15 protein-coding genes are annotated in these 15,160 nt (G+C 62.3%); 7 read left to right on the top strand and 8 right to left on the bottom strand.

Translation table 11 applies throughout. From position 1 onward, the window contains the following. Positions 1-9 precede the first annotated feature (9 nt). From prmB to dapC, 6 genes are all read right to left on the bottom strand, one after another. Positions 10-900: a 50S ribosomal protein L3 N(5)-glutamine methyltransferase gene (prmB, locus tag CD932_RS01790; protein WP_094441142.1), complete on the bottom strand. Its 891-nt coding sequence runs from the start codon at positions 898-900 to the stop codon at positions 10-12. A gap of 54 nt (positions 901-954) precedes the next feature. Beyond that, positions 955-2,091: a succinyl-diaminopimelate desuccinylase gene (gene dapE / locus CD932_RS01785; RefSeq protein ID WP_094441141.1), complete on the bottom strand. Its 1,137-nt coding sequence runs from the start codon at positions 2,089-2,091 to the stop codon at positions 955-957. Positions 2,092-2,094: 3 nt separating this feature from the next. After that, a complete protein-coding gene (locus tag CD932_RS01780) occupies positions 2,095-2,448 on the bottom strand; it encodes an ArsC family reductase (RefSeq protein WP_094441140.1) in 354 nt (117 codons plus the stop codon). A 126-nt stretch (positions 2,449-2,574) separates the two neighbouring features. Beyond that, positions 2,575-4,131 carry an FAD-dependent monooxygenase gene (locus CD932_RS01775; RefSeq protein WP_094441139.1) on the bottom strand — a complete coding sequence of 519 codons (1,557 nt, stop codon included), beginning with the start codon at positions 4,129-4,131 and terminating at the stop codon, positions 2,575-2,577. 110 nt (positions 4,132-4,241) lie between these two features. Beyond that, positions 4,242-5,069 carry a 2,3,4,5-tetrahydropyridine-2,6-dicarboxylate N-succinyltransferase gene (gene dapD / locus CD932_RS01770; protein WP_094441138.1) on the bottom strand — a complete coding sequence of 276 codons (828 nt, stop codon included), beginning with the start codon at positions 5,067-5,069 and terminating at the stop codon, positions 4,242-4,244. 13 nt (positions 5,070-5,082) lie between these two features. Then, positions 5,083-6,312: a succinyldiaminopimelate transaminase gene (dapC, locus tag CD932_RS01765; protein ID WP_094441137.1), complete on the bottom strand. Its 1,230-nt coding sequence runs from the start codon at positions 6,310-6,312 to the stop codon at positions 5,083-5,085. Between the two features lie 137 nt (positions 6,313-6,449). Between dapC and tsaB the strand changes: the two genes are divergently transcribed. The 4 genes from tsaB to CD932_RS01745 are packed head-to-tail and all read left to right on the top strand — an operon-like array spanning position 6,450 to position 9,400. Beyond that, complete coding sequence (gene tsaB / locus CD932_RS01760) at positions 6,450-7,175, top strand: tRNA (adenosine(37)-N6)-threonylcarbamoyltransferase complex dimerization subunit type 1 TsaB (protein WP_094441136.1); 726 nt, start codon at positions 6,450-6,452, stop codon at positions 7,173-7,175. Further along, complete coding sequence (gene rimI, locus CD932_RS01755) at positions 7,172-7,648, top strand: ribosomal protein S18-alanine N-acetyltransferase (RefSeq protein WP_094441135.1); 477 nt, start codon at positions 7,172-7,174, stop codon at positions 7,646-7,648. The genes tsaB and rimI overlap by 4 nt, the downstream gene beginning before the upstream one ends. Beyond that, positions 7,645-8,481 carry a uracil-DNA glycosylase family protein gene (locus CD932_RS01750; RefSeq protein ID WP_094441134.1) on the top strand — a complete coding sequence of 279 codons (837 nt, stop codon included), beginning with the start codon at positions 7,645-7,647 and terminating at the stop codon, positions 8,479-8,481. The genes rimI and CD932_RS01750 overlap by 4 nt, the downstream gene beginning before the upstream one ends. After that, a complete protein-coding gene (locus tag CD932_RS01745; protein WP_094441133.1) occupies positions 8,465-9,400 on the top strand; it encodes a DUF1853 family protein in 936 nt (311 codons plus the stop codon). The genes CD932_RS01750 and CD932_RS01745 overlap by 17 nt, the downstream gene beginning before the upstream one ends. A 9-nt stretch (positions 9,401-9,409) precedes the next feature. On the opposite strand, the gene lplT is transcribed toward CD932_RS01745, so the two are convergent. Continuing rightward, positions 9,410-10,672: a lysophospholipid transporter LplT gene (gene lplT / locus CD932_RS01740; protein WP_094441132.1), complete on the bottom strand. Its 1,263-nt coding sequence runs from the start codon at positions 10,670-10,672 to the stop codon at positions 9,410-9,412. Between the two features lie 271 nt (positions 10,673-10,943). On the opposite strand from lplT, the gene radA reads away from it, so the two are divergent. The 3 genes from radA (at position 10,944) to fliD (ending at position 14,332) form a co-directional block, all read left to right on the top strand. Then, entirely contained in the window at positions 10,944-12,323 is a 1,380-nt protein-coding gene (radA, locus tag CD932_RS01735; RefSeq protein WP_094441131.1) for a DNA repair protein RadA, read from the top strand. Positions 12,324-12,452: 129 nt separating this feature from the next. Next, the gene (locus CD932_RS01730; RefSeq protein WP_254926421.1) at positions 12,453-12,773 is read left to right on the top strand and encodes a PilZ domain-containing protein; all 321 of its coding nucleotides are present in this window, start codon (positions 12,453-12,455) and stop codon (positions 12,771-12,773) included. 182 nt (positions 12,774-12,955) lie between these two features. After that, positions 12,956-14,332: a flagellar filament capping protein FliD gene (fliD, locus tag CD932_RS01725; RefSeq protein ID WP_094441129.1), complete on the top strand. Its 1,377-nt coding sequence runs from the start codon at positions 12,956-12,958 to the stop codon at positions 14,330-14,332. Positions 14,333-14,336: 4 nt separating this feature from the next. Here the strand turns inward: fliD and CD932_RS01720 are convergent, their stop codons facing one another. Continuing rightward, positions 14,337-15,137 carry a helix-turn-helix domain-containing protein gene (locus CD932_RS01720; protein WP_176460847.1) on the bottom strand — a complete coding sequence of 267 codons (801 nt, stop codon included), beginning with the start codon at positions 15,135-15,137 and terminating at the stop codon, positions 14,337-14,339. Positions 15,138-15,160 lie beyond the last annotated feature (23 nt).

Genomic DNA, 15,160 nt, shown 5'->3' with positions numbered 1-15,160 from the left:
CGCCAGCGCTTATGCTAACTTGAGCTGCTCGGCCGTCAGCAAAAACACCATGTCGTCGCCGGCGCTGGTGGTCAGCCAGGTCAGGCCCAGTTCGCCAAATGCCGCTTCGGCGTAGGCGCGCTCGTTGCCGATCTCGATCATCAAAATGCCGTCGTCGGTCAGGCGCTCGGCGGCGCCGGCGATGATTTTGCGTACCAGCTCCATGCCGTCGCTGCCGCCGTCCAAAGCGATCTGCGGCTCGGCCAGGTATTCCTGTGGCAACGAACGCATCGATTGCGAATTGACGTACGGCGGGTTGCTGACGATCAGATTGTATTTCTTGGCCGGTACGTTGGCGTACAGGTCGGACTCGATCAGCTTGATACGGTCAGCGAGCTTGTAGGTGTCGACATTGCGCCTGGCCACGGCCAGCGCGTCGGCGGAAATATCGACCGCGTCCACGGTGGCGCTCGGGAAGGCGTCGGCCATCATGATGGACAGGCAACCGGAGCCGGTGCACAGTTCCAGGATGTTTTCCACCGATTCCGGTTCTGGCACCCAGGGCGCAAAGTATTCAGGGATCAGTTCGGCGATAAACGAGCGCGGCACGATCACGCGCTCGTCGACGTAGAAGTTGTAGGTGCCCAGCCACGCTTCGCGCGTGATGTAGGCGGCCGGCACGCGGTCGATGCTGCGGCGGTCGATCACGCTCATTACGGCTGCCACTTCCGACTGCAAGAGCTTGGCGTCCAGGAAGGGTTCGAGCTTGTCGAGCGGCAGTTTTAACGTATGCAGTATCAGGTAGGCCGCTTCGTCGAAGGCCTCGGCGCTGCCATGGCCGAAAAACAGCTTGGCGGTGTTGAAACGGGTGGTGGCGTAGCGCAGCAGGTCGCGTGGCGTGGTAAACGGATTGGGGGTCATGGCATTCTCGAAAAGACGATGTTCCGGCCCGCCTTGACGGGCCTCGGTAATGAGTCAGGCGGGCAGCAAATGCTCCAGCGTGCGCCGGTAAATATTCGTCAAAGGATCGATATGGCGCAGTTCGATGTGCTCGTCGATCTTGTGAATACTGGCATTGGGCGGCCCGAATTCTATCACCTGAGGGCAGATCTGCGCGATAAACCGGCCATCCGAGGTGCCGCCGGTAGTCGACAGTTCGGTGCTGACGCCGGTTTCTTCGAAGATGGCGTTTGACAAGGCATCGGAGAGCGTGCCGCGTGGCGTCAGGAAGGGCAGGCCGCTCAGGGTCCAGTCGATATGATATTGAAAGTCATGCTTGTCGAGGATTGCATGCACGCGCTGCTGCAATCGTTCGGCGGTGCTGGCGGTGGAAAAACGGAAATTGAAGTCGATCACCATCGCACCCGGTATCACATTGTTGGCGCCCGTACCGGCATGGATGTTCGACATCTGCCACGAGGTGGGCAGGTAATACTCGTTGCCTTCGTCCCAGCGCTCGGCCACCAGGTCGGCGAGCGCCTGCGCCGCCACGTGGATCGGGTTTTTCGCCAGTTGCGGATAGGCAATATGGCCCTGGATACCCTTGACGGCAAGCCGCCCGGACAGCGAGCCGCGGCGGCCGTTCTTGATCATGTCGCCCAGTTGGGCGCTCGACGTCGGTTCGCCCACCAGGCAATAATCGATGGTGACACCACGCGCCTTCAATTGCTCGCAGACGACGACCGTACCGTCAGTGGCCGGGCCTTCCTCGTCGCTGGTGATCAAAAACGCGATCGAACCCGAGTGATCCGGCCTGGCGGCGATAAATTCTTCGCAGGCCACCACCATGGCCGCGATCGAGGTTTTCATGTCGGCCGCGCCACGGCCGTACAGCTTGCCGTCGCGTTGCGTGGGAATGAACGGCGCCGAGGCCCACTGTTCGGCCGGGCCGGTTGGCACCACGTCGGTATGGCCGGCAAACACGAACACGGGCGAGGCCGTGCCGCGGCGCGCCCACAGATTCGTCACGTCATTCGATTGAATGGTTTCGCAGACGAAACCGAGCGGCGTGAGCAGGTCGATCAGGTGCTGCTGGCAGCCCTTGTCATCCGGCGTGACCGACGACAGCGCGATCAGTTTTTCGGTCAGGGCGAGGGTTTTCGAGGCAGTCATGGCTCAGGCGGCAAAAAGAGTGGTGTATTGCGCGCTGGAGAACGCCACGCTGAACTGGCCGTCGCGGTCCAGCACGGGGCGCTTGATCAGCGAAGGATTTTCCAGCATCAGGTCAAGCGCACTGGCCGCGTCAACGATGCTCGCCTTGCGCTCGTCGGACAGGGCGCGCCAGGTCGTGCCTTTCCTGTTGACCAGCAGGTCCCACGGCAATTGCGTCAGCCACTGTTCGGCGGTGGCCCGTTCCAGGCCTTGCTTCTTGAAATCGTGAAAGGTGAAGGCGAGCTGATGGTCGGCGAGCCAGGTGCGGGCTTTTTTGACGGTATCGCAGTTGGGGATGCCGTAGAGTGTGATGGTCATAGTGGGTCGGGCCAGGAAGGACTGCGGATTGCTTGATCGCGACGCTTGCACATTTGCAAGATCAGCGGGTTTGGCCGCCATTATACAGTCGTTGCGGGGCGATGCGGCGCTGCAACACAGCTTCTGTCAAGGTTGCACCTTGCGCGATGGCGCCATTCTGGACTCGATCGCGCTGCTGAAGTCAAGGCCCAGCCGCAAGGCCAGCGCCCGCATGGCGCCGCTCTGTTGCAATTGCATGGCCAGCGCGATATGGCCGTCCGGACGCACCAGGTAGGCGCAATCGCGGCCCAGGCCGGCCAATTTGGCGGCCGCATTGAAGGCATAGCAATGCACGGGCAGCTTCAAGGCGCGCGCCTCGTTCAGCAGTTCGGGCGCCGGCTCGCCATAGATGTGCAGCTGCCAGTCCATGCTGCGCAGGGCCGTGAAATTGTCTTGCGGGCCATCGGACAGCCACGGCAGGCGGTCGCCGCCGCGCAGCTGTTCGGCATGGCCGCCCGATAGCGCGCTGTCTTCATAGCTGATCTGGATTTGCGACACGGTCTTGAACAGCAGCCGGCGCGTGGGCTCGAAGCCGGACAGGTAGGGCAGGGCGTGCGGCAACAGCCAGCGGCGCAGCAAGCGCCCACCTACTCCTTGCGCGACGATGGCGCGAAAGGCGCGGTCGGTGGTGGCGACCAGGCTGCGGGCAAAGCCGATGCGCTCGCTTTCATAGGTGTCGAGCAGGGTGTCGCCGGCCTGGCCATGCAGTTTTTTCGCCAGCTTCCAGGCCAGGTTGACGGCGTCGCCGATGCCGGTATTCATGCCCTGGCCGCCGACGGGGCTATGCACATGGGCCGCGTCGCCGAGCAGGAAGCAGCGGCGCTGGCGAAAGTGGGTGGCGACGCGGTGATGCACGCGGTAGCTGGAAAACCAGTTGACGTGACGGACCTGAACGTCGAGCAAGCTTTCCACTGCGCCGCGCACATCGTCGAACACGGGGGCGGGCGCGTTATCGGGCCGGTCGGGCAGGATGCCGATCAGGCGCTGCATGCCGCTGGTGCGCACCGGCAGCATCAGCGCAAAAGCGTTCTCGCCCAGGTGGACATGCAGGTCGGTATTGCCGCCGGCCACTTCGGCGTCGGCCACGTAGTAGCGGTGCTCGTAGGTGCCGCCGGAAAAGTCGATGCCGGCAATGCTGCGCACGGTGCTGCGCACGCCGTCGCAGCCGCAGAGATAGTCGAACACGCCATGCTGGCGCTGGCCGTGTTTTGTGATCGTGGCCCGTACTTCGCCGTCGACCTGCACCCAGCTCTCCAGCGTGGTCTGCCACTCGACTTCGACGTGGGCGCGCGCCAGTTTGCCGATCAGGAATAGTTCATGTTCGTCCTGCGGCAAGCTCAGCACGAAAGGGTAGGGGCTGAGCCCGGTACCGATCTCGCCCAGCGGCAGGCTGGCCAGTTCCCGGCCTGCCTCGTGGAGATGCATGGCTTCGATCTTGATCCCCAGCGCGACGAGTTCGTCGGCAAAGCCCATCTGCTGGTAAAACTCCAGCGTGCGCGCGTGCACGGCCATGGCGCGCGACGCCTCGCCGGGGCCGCTGTTGCTGTCGATGATGCGAAACGCCACGCCATGGCGGGCCAGCCGCAAGGCGAGCATGAGACCGGTCGGGCCGGCACCGACGATCAGGACCTGGGAGGTGTTCATCCGAACAGTATAGGACAGCTTTTTTCAACAGCACAGAAAATGGATCCGAAAATGACAATGTCCCGCACGTGGCGGGACATTTCTACCTTTTTAACGCAGGTATCGACGCATCAGATACCGCGCAGCAACTCGTTGATGCCTGTTTTTGCGCGGGTTTTGGCGTCCACGCGCTTGACGATCACGGCGCAGTACAGGGAATATTTGCCGTCTTCCGAAGGCAGGTTGCCAGATACCACGACCGAGCCGGCCGGCACGCGGCCATAGCTCACTTCGCCGGTGGCGCGGTCGTAGATCTTGGTCGACTGGCCGATATACACGCCCATCGAGATGACCGAGTTTTCTTCGACGATCACGCCTTCGACGATTTCCGAACGGGCGCCGATAAAGCAGTTGTCTTCGATGATGGTCGGGTTCGCCTGCATGGGTTCGAGCACGCCGCCGATGCCGACGCCGCCGGACAGGTGGACGTTCTTGCCGATCTGGGCGCAGGAGCCGACGGTGGCCCAGGTGTCGACCATGGCGCCTTCATCGACGTAGGCGCCGATATTGACGTAGGACGGCATCAGCACCACGTTTTTGGCGATAAACGAGCCGCGGCGGGCGACGGCCGGCGGCACCACGCGGAAACCGCCCTTGGCGAAGTCTTCGGCCGTGTAGCTGGCGAACTTGGTCGGCACCTTGTCGTAGAACTGCATCGTGCCGTCGGACGGCAGCACGACGTTGTCTTCCAGGCGGAACGACAGCAGCACGGCTTTCTTGACCCACTGGTTGACGACCCAGTCGCCCGAGGTTTTTTCGGCCACGCGGATGCTGCCGTTGTCCAGGCCATTGATGACGTGGCCGACGGCGTCACGCAGTTCGGCGGCGCCGTTGCGCGGAGTGATCTCGGCGCGGTTTTCCCAGGCCTGGTCGATGATGGTTTGCAGTTGTTGGCTCATGATGATGTCTTGTCTAGTTGGTTGTTGCGGATGCGGGAAGCTGCTGGCAGAATTTTACTATGCGCAGAGCCGCTTCCAGCCCTTCGGCCGTTTCGGCCACCAGGGCCATGCGGATGCGGTTGCGGCCCGGATTGCTGCCGTGCGCGTCGCGCGCGAGGTAACTGCCAGGCAATACCGTCACATTATATTCGGCGTACAGGCGCTGCGCGAACTCGGTGTCGGACAGGCCGGTACGGCTGACGTCGGCCCACAAATAAAAGCCGGCGTCGGGCAGTTGCACATCCATCACCGTTTGCAGCAGCGGGGTGATGGCGTCAAACTTGGCGCGGTACTTTGCGCGATTTTCCTCGACATGGGTTTCGTCGTTCCAGGCCGCGATGGAGGCCGCCTGCACGGCAGGGCTCATGGCGCCGCCGTGGTAGGTTCGGTAAAGCAGGAATTTTTTCAGCACTTCGGCGTCGCCGGCCACAAAACCCGAGCGCATGCCGGGCACGTTGGAGCGCTTCGACAGGCTGGAAAACACCACCAGCCGCGCATACGGGCGCTCGACTGTTGACAGGCCCAGCATGTGGGCCGCCTGCAACGCGCCCAGCGGCGCCGTGTCGCCGTGATAGATCTCGGAATAGCACTCGTCGGCGGCGATCACGAAATCGTAGCGTTCGGACAGGGCGAACAGGTGTTCCCAGTCGGTCAGGGTGAGCACGGCGCCGGTCGGGTTGCCCGGCGAACACAGGAACAGCAGTTTGACTTTTTCCCAGACGGCGGCCGGCACGCTGTCATAGTCGCAGCCGAAGTTGCGGGCCGGATCGGAATTGACGAAATACGGTTCGGCGCCGGCCAGGTAGGCCGCGCCTTCATAGATCTGGTAAAACGGGTTCGGGCTGATCACCAGCGAGCCGGCGGATGGATCGATCACGGTCTGCGCCAGCGCGAACAGCGCCTCGCGCGAGCCGTTGACGGGCAGGATCTGCGTGGCCGGGTTCAGCGCGGGAATGTCGTAGCGGCGCTTCAGCCAGCCGGCAATCGCGCCGCGCAACGCGTCCGAGCCGATGGTGGTCGGATAGCTGGCCAGGCCTTTGATATTGTCGATCAGCGCCTGCTCGATAAAGTTTGGGGTCGGGTGCTTCGGTTCGCCCATGCCCAGGCTGATGGGCGTGTAATCGGGATTGACCGTCACGCCGGCAAACAGCTGGCGCAGCTTTTCAAAGGGATATGGTTGCAGTTTGGAAAGAAGTGGATTCACGAGGCGGACCAGGGCAAGAGTAGGGAGAATGGATACGGCGTGTTCTGTGCAAAAATGACAGCGATCAAGCATTCCATTATAGCCGCCCTGACTGCTGTGCATGCCTGGCGCGGGCGCGGCAGGGTAAAATACGCGCCATGTCTACCATACTTGCCCTTGAAACTTCTTCCGAACTCGCCTCGTGCGCCCTGCTGCGCGGCGATGTCGTGCTGTCCCGTTCCTCGTCGGGCGTGCGTACCCATTCCCAGTCGATCTTGCCGATGGTGCAGCAATTGCTGGCCGAAGCCGGCGTCACCCTGGCCGAGTGCGATGCGATTGCCTACGGCTCCGGCCCCGGCTCGTTTACCGGCGTGCGCACGGCGTGCGGCATCGCCCAGGGCCTCGCCTTTGGGGCCAGGCTGCCGGTGGTGCCGGTCGTGACGCTCGATGCCATGGCGCTCGCTTGCCGGCAAGCGCATGGCGCGCAGCAGGTGCTCACCGTGCTCGACGCCCGCATGGGTGAAGTCTATTGGGCGCAATATGATGTGAGCGATGGCGTGAAAACCGTCGTCTCGCCGGTCTTGACCGCGCCTGCCGGCGTGGCGCCGCAAGGCGACGTCACGGCGTGCGGCAATGGTTTTGCCGCCTATGCCGAAGCGCTGGCCGGCTTGCCCTGCGCCCTCGATGCCGATGCCGCCATCATGCCGCACGCGGTGCAAATTGCTCAGCTGGCGCGCATCGCCTTTGCCGCCGGTCATGTTGTCAGCCCCGCCGAGGCGCAGCCGCTGTATCTGCGCAACAAGATCGCCTATACCAGCGCCGAGCGGCTGGTGATGCAAGAGGAGAAAGCGCAGGAGAAAGCGGCGGCGGAGGCGGCGCCATGATGCCGGCCGGCCAGCGCGACTTGCTGCGCCTCGACTACCGGCCGATGCTGGCAAGCGACCTGCCTGAGGTGGCGGCGCTGGAGCAACGCGTCTATCCGCATCCCTGGACGCAAGGCAACTTCGTCGATTCGCTCCACAGCGCCTACCCGGCCTGGGTGCTGCGCGACCCGGATGGTGTGTTGCTCGGTTATTTCCTGCTGATGCTGGTCGTCGATGAGGCGCATCTGCTGAACGTGGCCGTCGATGGCGCCCTCCAGGGCCAGGGCCTGGGCCGCTTCCTGCTGGACCAGGCGTGCCACTGCGCGCGCCAGCATGGCATGGTGTCGATGTTGCTGGAAGTGCGCCCGTCGAACACGCGCGCGCTCGATATTTACCAGCGCTATGGTTTTGAACAGATCGGCCGGCGCAAGGGATATTATCCGGCCAGCAATGGACAACGCGAGGACGCCATCGTCATGCGGCATGCCTTATGAACCGCAGCGCCGTCTTTCTCGATGAAATGGGCGTCGGCCCGCTGTGGCGATTGCGCCAGGGCGCGGCGCCGGCTGTGGCTGAGGAAATCTTGCCCGAGTTGCCCGTGGAAATTGCCGCGCCTGTGCCTGCGCCCGCGCCCGTGCCTGCGCCCGCGCCCGCGCCCGTGCCTGAACCCGTTGCCGTGGCTGCAGACGACTCCACCGCCTGGTTCGACGACGCACCGGCACCAAAGCCCGCCAGGCAGGTCACGGATGCCGAAATTGCGGCGATGGATTGGGATGCCTTGTCCGCCGCCGTGGCCAAATGTACGCGCTGCAAGCTGTGCCAGACGCGCAAAGGCGTGGTGATGGGGCGTGGCGACCGCCAGGCCGAGTGGCTGATGGTGGCCAGCAGTCCGTCGCGCGGCGAGGAGCGCGAAGGGCGCGCTCTCGGTGGCGAGCAGGGACTGCTGCTGGACAATATGCTCAAGGCCATGCAGGTTGATGCCGGCAAGAATGTGTATATCACGCATCTGCTCAAATGCCGTCCGCTCGACGATAGCGGCCAGGAACGCTTGCCTACCGACGCCGAATCGGCCGCCTGCCGGCCGTATTTCGACCGTGAACTGGCGCTGCTGCAACCGCGCACCATCGTCACCCTGGGGCAACTGGCCGCCGCCGGCTTGATTGCCGGTGAAAAACCCGTGCGCGGCAAGGTGCGCTGGCTGGGCAGCGCGTCCGTGGTGGCCACGTTCCACCCCGACAGGCTGCTGCAGGACGAGACCGGCCAGGCCAAGGCGCGTGCCTGGGCCGACCTGTGCCTGGCGACCGGCGCGCATGCCACGCGAGACTGACACTTGCCAGAGGCGCTACGAGCGCCGCTGGGGTCACCTGACCCTGCCCCACGTGCGTGCGCTGGCCTGGCTGCTCGACGCGCCCGACCTGCTCGACTCCCGCAGTGTTCACTGGCACGGGCAGATCGCCAGCCTGGGTCCCGTCACCGCCGATATGGCCGGCTGGCTGGCCGCACTGCAGGAAGACCCGTCGCCGCTCGATCGCGCGCTGGGTGCGAAATGCTATTCCCGCCTTGGCCTGTACGCCGAAAAGCTGCTGGCCTTTTATTTCGAGCAGCACGGCCTGCTGCACGCCCATGGTCTGCAGGTGCAGGTCAACCGCAACGATACGGTGGGCGAGTTCGACTTCCTGCTCAAGCGCAATGGCAAGTTGGTGCATTGGGAATTTGCCACCAAATTCTATTTGCTCGAAGGCGCGCCTGATCCGGGCGTATTTCACCACCTGATCGGTCCCAACCTGGCCGATACGCTGGGTCTGAAAATGCGCAAGATTATCGACAAACAACTGGCACTGTCACGCCATCCCGCAGCGGTCAAGCTGCTCGATGAACCTGTGCAGGCGGCGCAGGCGCTGGTCAAGGGCTGGCTGTTTTATGAAGAGGGCGAGGCGCAGGCGATGGACGGCATTGCTGCGGATCACAACCACGGCTTCTGGTGCACGGCGGCGCAATTGCACGGCGAGCGCTATGTGATGCTGCCGAAACTGCAATGGCTGGCGCCGTTCAAAGGGCGCGATGTGGATGTATTCGATGCTGTCCGCTTGCAGGCCAGTGTGGCCGATGCGGCGCAACCGGTGCTGGTAGCGGCCGTCGAGCAGGTGGACGGCTGGGAAGTGGAAACGGCGCGTGGCTTTGTGGTGCCCGATGACTGGCAACGCCAGGCGGCCGAGCGGCGACTGCTGGGAAAACTGCCGCCCTGATCTGATCAGTTAGTGTTTCTGTTCGCCGATCAGCGCCAGATTGTCATGCTCAGCCTGGTTCAGCTTGTGCTTGCGCATGATCATGTACATGGTGCCCGCCACAAACATGCCGAATACGATAATGATGATGTTCAGCGGCAGGTGCAGGCGGATCATGATGGAATACACGGCCAGCATGGTCAGGATGGACAGGTTCTCATTGAAGTTCTGCACCGCGATCGAGTGCCCGGCGCTCATCAGCACGTGGCCGCGGTGTTGCAGGAGCGCATTCATCGGCACCACGAAAAAGCCCGACAGCGCGCCGATCAGCACCAGCAGCGGATAGGCGATCCACACGGAATGCACTTGCGTCATCATCATGACGATCACGCCCATGGCGATGCCGAGCGGTATCACGGTGAGCGATTTGCGTAGTGGAATAAAGCGGGCCGACAGGATGGCGCCGGCGGCCACGCCGATGGCGACCACGCCGACCAGGCTGGTCGCCTTGTCAAACGGCATGTTCAGCGACTGCTTGGCCCATTCGAGCACAATCAGTTGCAAGGTGGCGCCGGCGCCCCAGAACAGGGTGGTGACGGCCAGGGTGATCTGACCCAGCTTGTCTTTCCACAGGATGCTGTAGCAATTGGCAAAATCGCTGATCAGTTTGACAGGATTGCGTTCCTGGTGCGCATACTTGCAGCCGGTGTCCGGGATTTTCAAATTGGCCACGGTGGCCAGGATATAGATGCCGACCACCACGCACAGCGCCGCTTCGCTCTTGCTGGTGATGCCGGTGTCGATCATGGGGAAGTCCAACGACAGCAGCATGTCCGAGACATGGCCGCTGACAAGGGCGCCGCCCATCACGGTGCCGAGAATGATGGAGGTCACGGTCAGGCCCTCGATCCAGCCATTGGCGGCCACCAGTTTTTCAGGCGGCAGCAATTCGGTCAGGATGCCGTATTTGGCCGGCGAATACACGGCGGCGCCAAAACCGACCACGGCGTAGGCCAGCAGCGGATGGACATGGAAAAAGACGAGCGCGCAGCCGAAGATCTTGACCATGTTGGCGATGAACATGACCTTGCCTTTGGGCAGGGAATCGGCGAAAGCGCCGACAAAGGCGGCCAGCAATACATAGAACAGCACGAACGACAGCTTGAGCAGCGGCGTGATCCACGCCGGGGAGTTCATGGACACCAATAAATCGACGGCGACAAAAAAGAGGGCGTTATCTGCCAGTGAGGAAAAGAACTGCGCCGCCATGATGGTATAAAAACCACGATTCATTCTGGATTGCCTGAAATCATATCTGGCTTGCTTTATACCACGAAAAAACGGCTACCCCCAAGTTTGGGCGGGGCCGTTCTGGCGGAAATACTTAAGACGCCGTTAAACCTTTGTCATAGTAAAAATGTTTATATTCATGAATATTTTATAAATGGCAGCAAGGTCCGCAAGGCGTATCCGATCAAATGCTCGGTATTGAATGCCGCGTGACGCCGTGAGCGCGATTGTATATACTGTATATATAACCAGTTATTTTAAGGCGAACTTCCCCATGGCCAAAGCCAAGACCAATTACACCTGCAGCGATTGCGGCGCCATCAGCAATAAATGGATGGGGCAGTGCACCTCCTGCAATCAATGGAACACCATGGTCGAGACGGTGGCCGAGGCGGCGCCCGGCAATAACCGTTATTCGAACCCGCAGCACATGTCGCTGGCGCAGACGGCGCCGGTGCTGTCGCTCGACGATATCGACGCCATCGACGTGCCGCGTTTCGGCACCGGCATCGAAGAGTTCGACCGCGTGCTCGGCGGCGGCATGGTGGCCGGCGGCGTGGTGCTGATCGGCGGCGACCCCGGCATCGGCAAGTCCACCTTGCTGCTGCAGGCGCTGGCCAATATGTCGCACCACAAGCGCGTGCTGTATGTCAGCGGCGAGGAGTCGGGCGCGCAGATCGCGCTGCGCGCCAAGCGCCTGGCGATCGACGCCAAGGAACTGAAATTGCAGGCCGAGATCCAGCTGGAAAAAATCCTGTCCACCTTGCATGACCTGAAACCCGAAGTGGTGGTGATCGACTCGATCCAGACCGTGTATTCCGATGCGCTCAGCTCGGCGCCCGGTTCGGTGGCGCAGGTGCGCGAATGCGCGGCGCAGCTGACGCGCGCGGCCAAGCAGACCGGCGTGACCATCATCCTGGTTGGCCACGTGACGAAAGAGGGCGCGCTGGCCGGCCCGCGCGTGCTCGAGCATATCGTCGACACGGTGCTGTATTTCGAGGGCGACGCCCATTCCAGCTTTCGCCTGGTGCGCGCCATCAAGAACCGCTTCGGCGCCGTCAATGAACTGGGCGTGTTCGCCATGACGGAGAAAGGCCTGAAGGGCGTGTCGAATCCTTCGGCCCTGTTCCTGTCGCAGCATGACAACCAGGTGCCGGGTTCGTGCGTGATGGTGACGCAGGAAGGCACGCGCCCCTTGCTGGTGGAAATCCAGGCGCTGGTCGATACCAGCCATTTGCCCAATGCGCGCCGGCTGTCCGTCGGCCTGGAGCAGAACCGACTGGCCATGCTGCTGGCCGTGGCCCACCGCCATGCGGGCATCGCCGCGTTTGACCAGGACGTCTTCATCAATGCAGTCGGCGGCGTGAAGATCACGGAGCCGGCGGCCGACCTGGCGGTGTTGCTGGCGATTAATTCATCGATGCGCAGCAAACCCTTGCCGCGCGGCCTGGTGGTATTTGGCGAAGTGGGGCTGGCCGGTGAAATCCGGCCGGCGCCACGTGGCCAGGAGCGCTTGCGTGAAGCGGCCAAGCTGGGCTTTACCCTGGCCATGATTCCGAAGTCGAATCTGCCCAAACAGCCGATCGAGGGGATCAAGGTGATTGCCGTCGAGCGTATCGACGAGGCGTTCAACAAGTTGCGCGATCATGAATAAATAATGATGTGGTCAAACTGATAATTTTATGCTGAGTTAAACGAAATTTCTATTTAGAACTATAATATTCGCCCTAGTCAGGTGTGCCGTTGTGGCGCATTGGAATGAATTTCTTGAAGAGCGTATACAGTGTCAGTAGAACAAAGGCAGAGCGCGCGCAAGATCTTGCGCGCCAAGGCAATGTTGATCATGGATGGTGCCGGCCCGGTGGCGGCGCGCACCATCGATGTGGGGCCGGGCGGCATGTCTGCCGTGGTGGCTGAACCGGTGCAGGCCGGCAAGCAGGGCAAGGTGCTGTTCGAATTGTTTTTTGACGGCAAGCCCAATATCATCGAAGCGCGCATCGGCGTGTCGCATTGCATCTTCAGCAGTGCCGGCTTCAAGGTGGGGTTGAACTTCATGCGGCTCGATATGGCGGTCACCAGCGCCATCTCCAAGTTCATGCGTTAGAATAGGTGTAGTGAGGGAAAAACAGCGTTGTTCGCTGTTTTGATCATTCAGTAATACTGCATAATGAGCAATCGGCAGAAGCTCGCCGCTGCGCCATGCGCGGCGCGGCGTGCTTTCTGCGGGGCGCGCGGTGATGAGCTGAGCCGTGTGTTGTGATCGACAACGGACGGGAATGCCATACCATGTTTAACTCCACCATCACCAGCAAGCCCTATACCAATACGGCCAGCCAGACAGCGCCCTCGGCCGAAGTGTATGCCAAGGTCGAGAAGCAGATGCTGTCGCAAAATACCGGCGTCACCAAACTCAATAACAACCTGACGCGCGACCAGACCAAATTGTCGGCGCTGGGTCAGTTGCAATCGGCGCTGGCCAAATTCCAGGGCGTGGCGCAGAACATGGCCGGCAGCGGCCTGGCGACCTCGGCCACTTCCAGCACGGCTGGCGTGCTGAAAGCCACGACCAATGACAAGGCCGTCAGCGGCAGCTATGCCATTGATGTGAAGCAATTGGCACAGGGCCAGACCCTGGCGACCAGCGCGCAAAAGGCGTCGAATACGGCCATCGGCACGGGCGCCACGGCGCAGATCAGGATCGAGCTGGGCAGTGTTGACGGCAAGCAGTTTTCCGCCGGCGACGGCAAGGCCATCACGCTCGATATCGACAGCAGCAACAATAGCCTGGACGGCATCGCCGCCGCGCTGAAAAAAGCCGGCGTCGACGCCAGCGTGATCAAGGGCGAAGACGGTTACACCCTGACCCTGAACGGCAAGAGCGGCGCCGGCAACAGCATGCGCATCAGCGTGACGGGCGACGCGGCCATCAGCAATCTGCTCACTTATTCGCCCAGCGCCAGCAAGGGCATGCGGCAGACCATGGCCGCACAGGACGCGCTGGCCACCGTGGCCGGCAAGCAAGTGAGCAGCGCCAGCAACACCTTGACCAGCGCCATCGACGGTGTCACCGTCGAGTTGAAAGCCAAGGGGCAGACGAACCTGGTGGTGGCCAAGGACAGCAGCCAGATCGCCAGCAATGTCGCCAGCTTCGTCAAAGCCTACAACGAGCTCAATACCAAGATGCAAAGTCTGCAAGATGGCGACCTGAAATACGATACGGCTCTGAAACAGGTCGGCACGCAGATGTCGCAGGTGCTGCGCACGGCCAGCAATGGCGTGCCGGTCTCGGTGCTGGCCAGCGCCGGCGTGACCCTGGGCAGGAGCGGTGAACTGGTGCTGGATGAAAAGCAACTCAAGTCCGCCATCGACGCCAACCCCGACGCCGTCAGCAAGTTGTTTACCAATAACGGCAAGGGTGTGGCCGATCAGTTTGGCAGCAAGATCGGCGAACTGACGGGCACCAGCAGCCTGATCACCAAGGAAGTGCAAACGGTGGGCAAGGAAATCACCAGCCTGAACACCAAGAAGGCCGCGCTGGCCAAGACCTTGACGGCGCAGGCCGAAGCGCTGGTGAAACTGTATTCGGCGCAGGAGCAGGCGGGCATCGGTTCCGTGCTGCCCGGCTATACCGGTAAAAGCTCCTTGTTCGACTTTATGGCTTGATGATTCAGCGCTGCTCTCGCTGCGCAAAAAACGCCGACGGCGAACTGCCGAAGGTTTTCTTGAACATGGCCGAAAAGGCCGACTGGCTGGCATAGCCCAGTTCTTCGGCCACTTGCGACAGCGGCACTCCGCGCGCGATCAGCGGCGCCGCGTGGGCCAGGCGCACCTGCTGGCGCCACTGGCCGAAACTCAAGCCCAGTTCCCGTTCGAACAGCCGCGCCAGTGTGCGTTCGGAGGCGCCCACCACCTGCGCCCAGTGTTCCAGGGTCTGGTTGGAGCCGGGCTCGTCGATCAGGCTGGCGCACAGGGTTTTCAGGCGCTTGTCGGTCGGTAGCGGCACGCGGATGGGGCGCGTGGCGGAGCGCGCCAGTTCGTCCAGGATCAGCTCGGCCAGCAGCGCTTCGCGTGTCGGTTCCTGGCCCGGATCGAGCTGCTCGAGCGCCATGATCAGCTGGCGCAGCAGATTGGACACTTCCAGCACCTTGCAGTCGCGGCCGGCAAACGGTGCGCGCTCGGCCAGCACGCACAAGGGGCGCAGCCTGGTTTTCTCGAGCATCGTCACTTCATGTTCCACATTCGGCGCGATCCAGATGGCGCGCATCGGCGGCAAGATCCAGCTGCTGCCCAGCGCGGTAATGCGCAGCACCCCTTCGAGCGCCAGCGTGACCTGGCCCCAGGGGTGGCTGTGCGGCAGCAGGAATTCGTCGGGCTGCAGGTCGCGCGCGATCATGGTCACGGGAATGGCCGCGCTGGGCGCTTCGCGCGGCGGACACATGCGGGTATGGCGAAAAATGGGAACAGCCATCAGCTTGGCAGGAAATCGATAAA

This window comes from Janthinobacterium sp. PC23-8, from assembly GCF_002250505.1.
Taxonomy (GTDB): Bacteria; Pseudomonadota; Gammaproteobacteria; order Burkholderiales; family Burkholderiaceae_D; genus Janthinobacterium.
The sequence above is the reverse complement of the archived record's forward strand: the minus strand, read 5'-3'. Positions and strand labels throughout refer to the sequence as shown.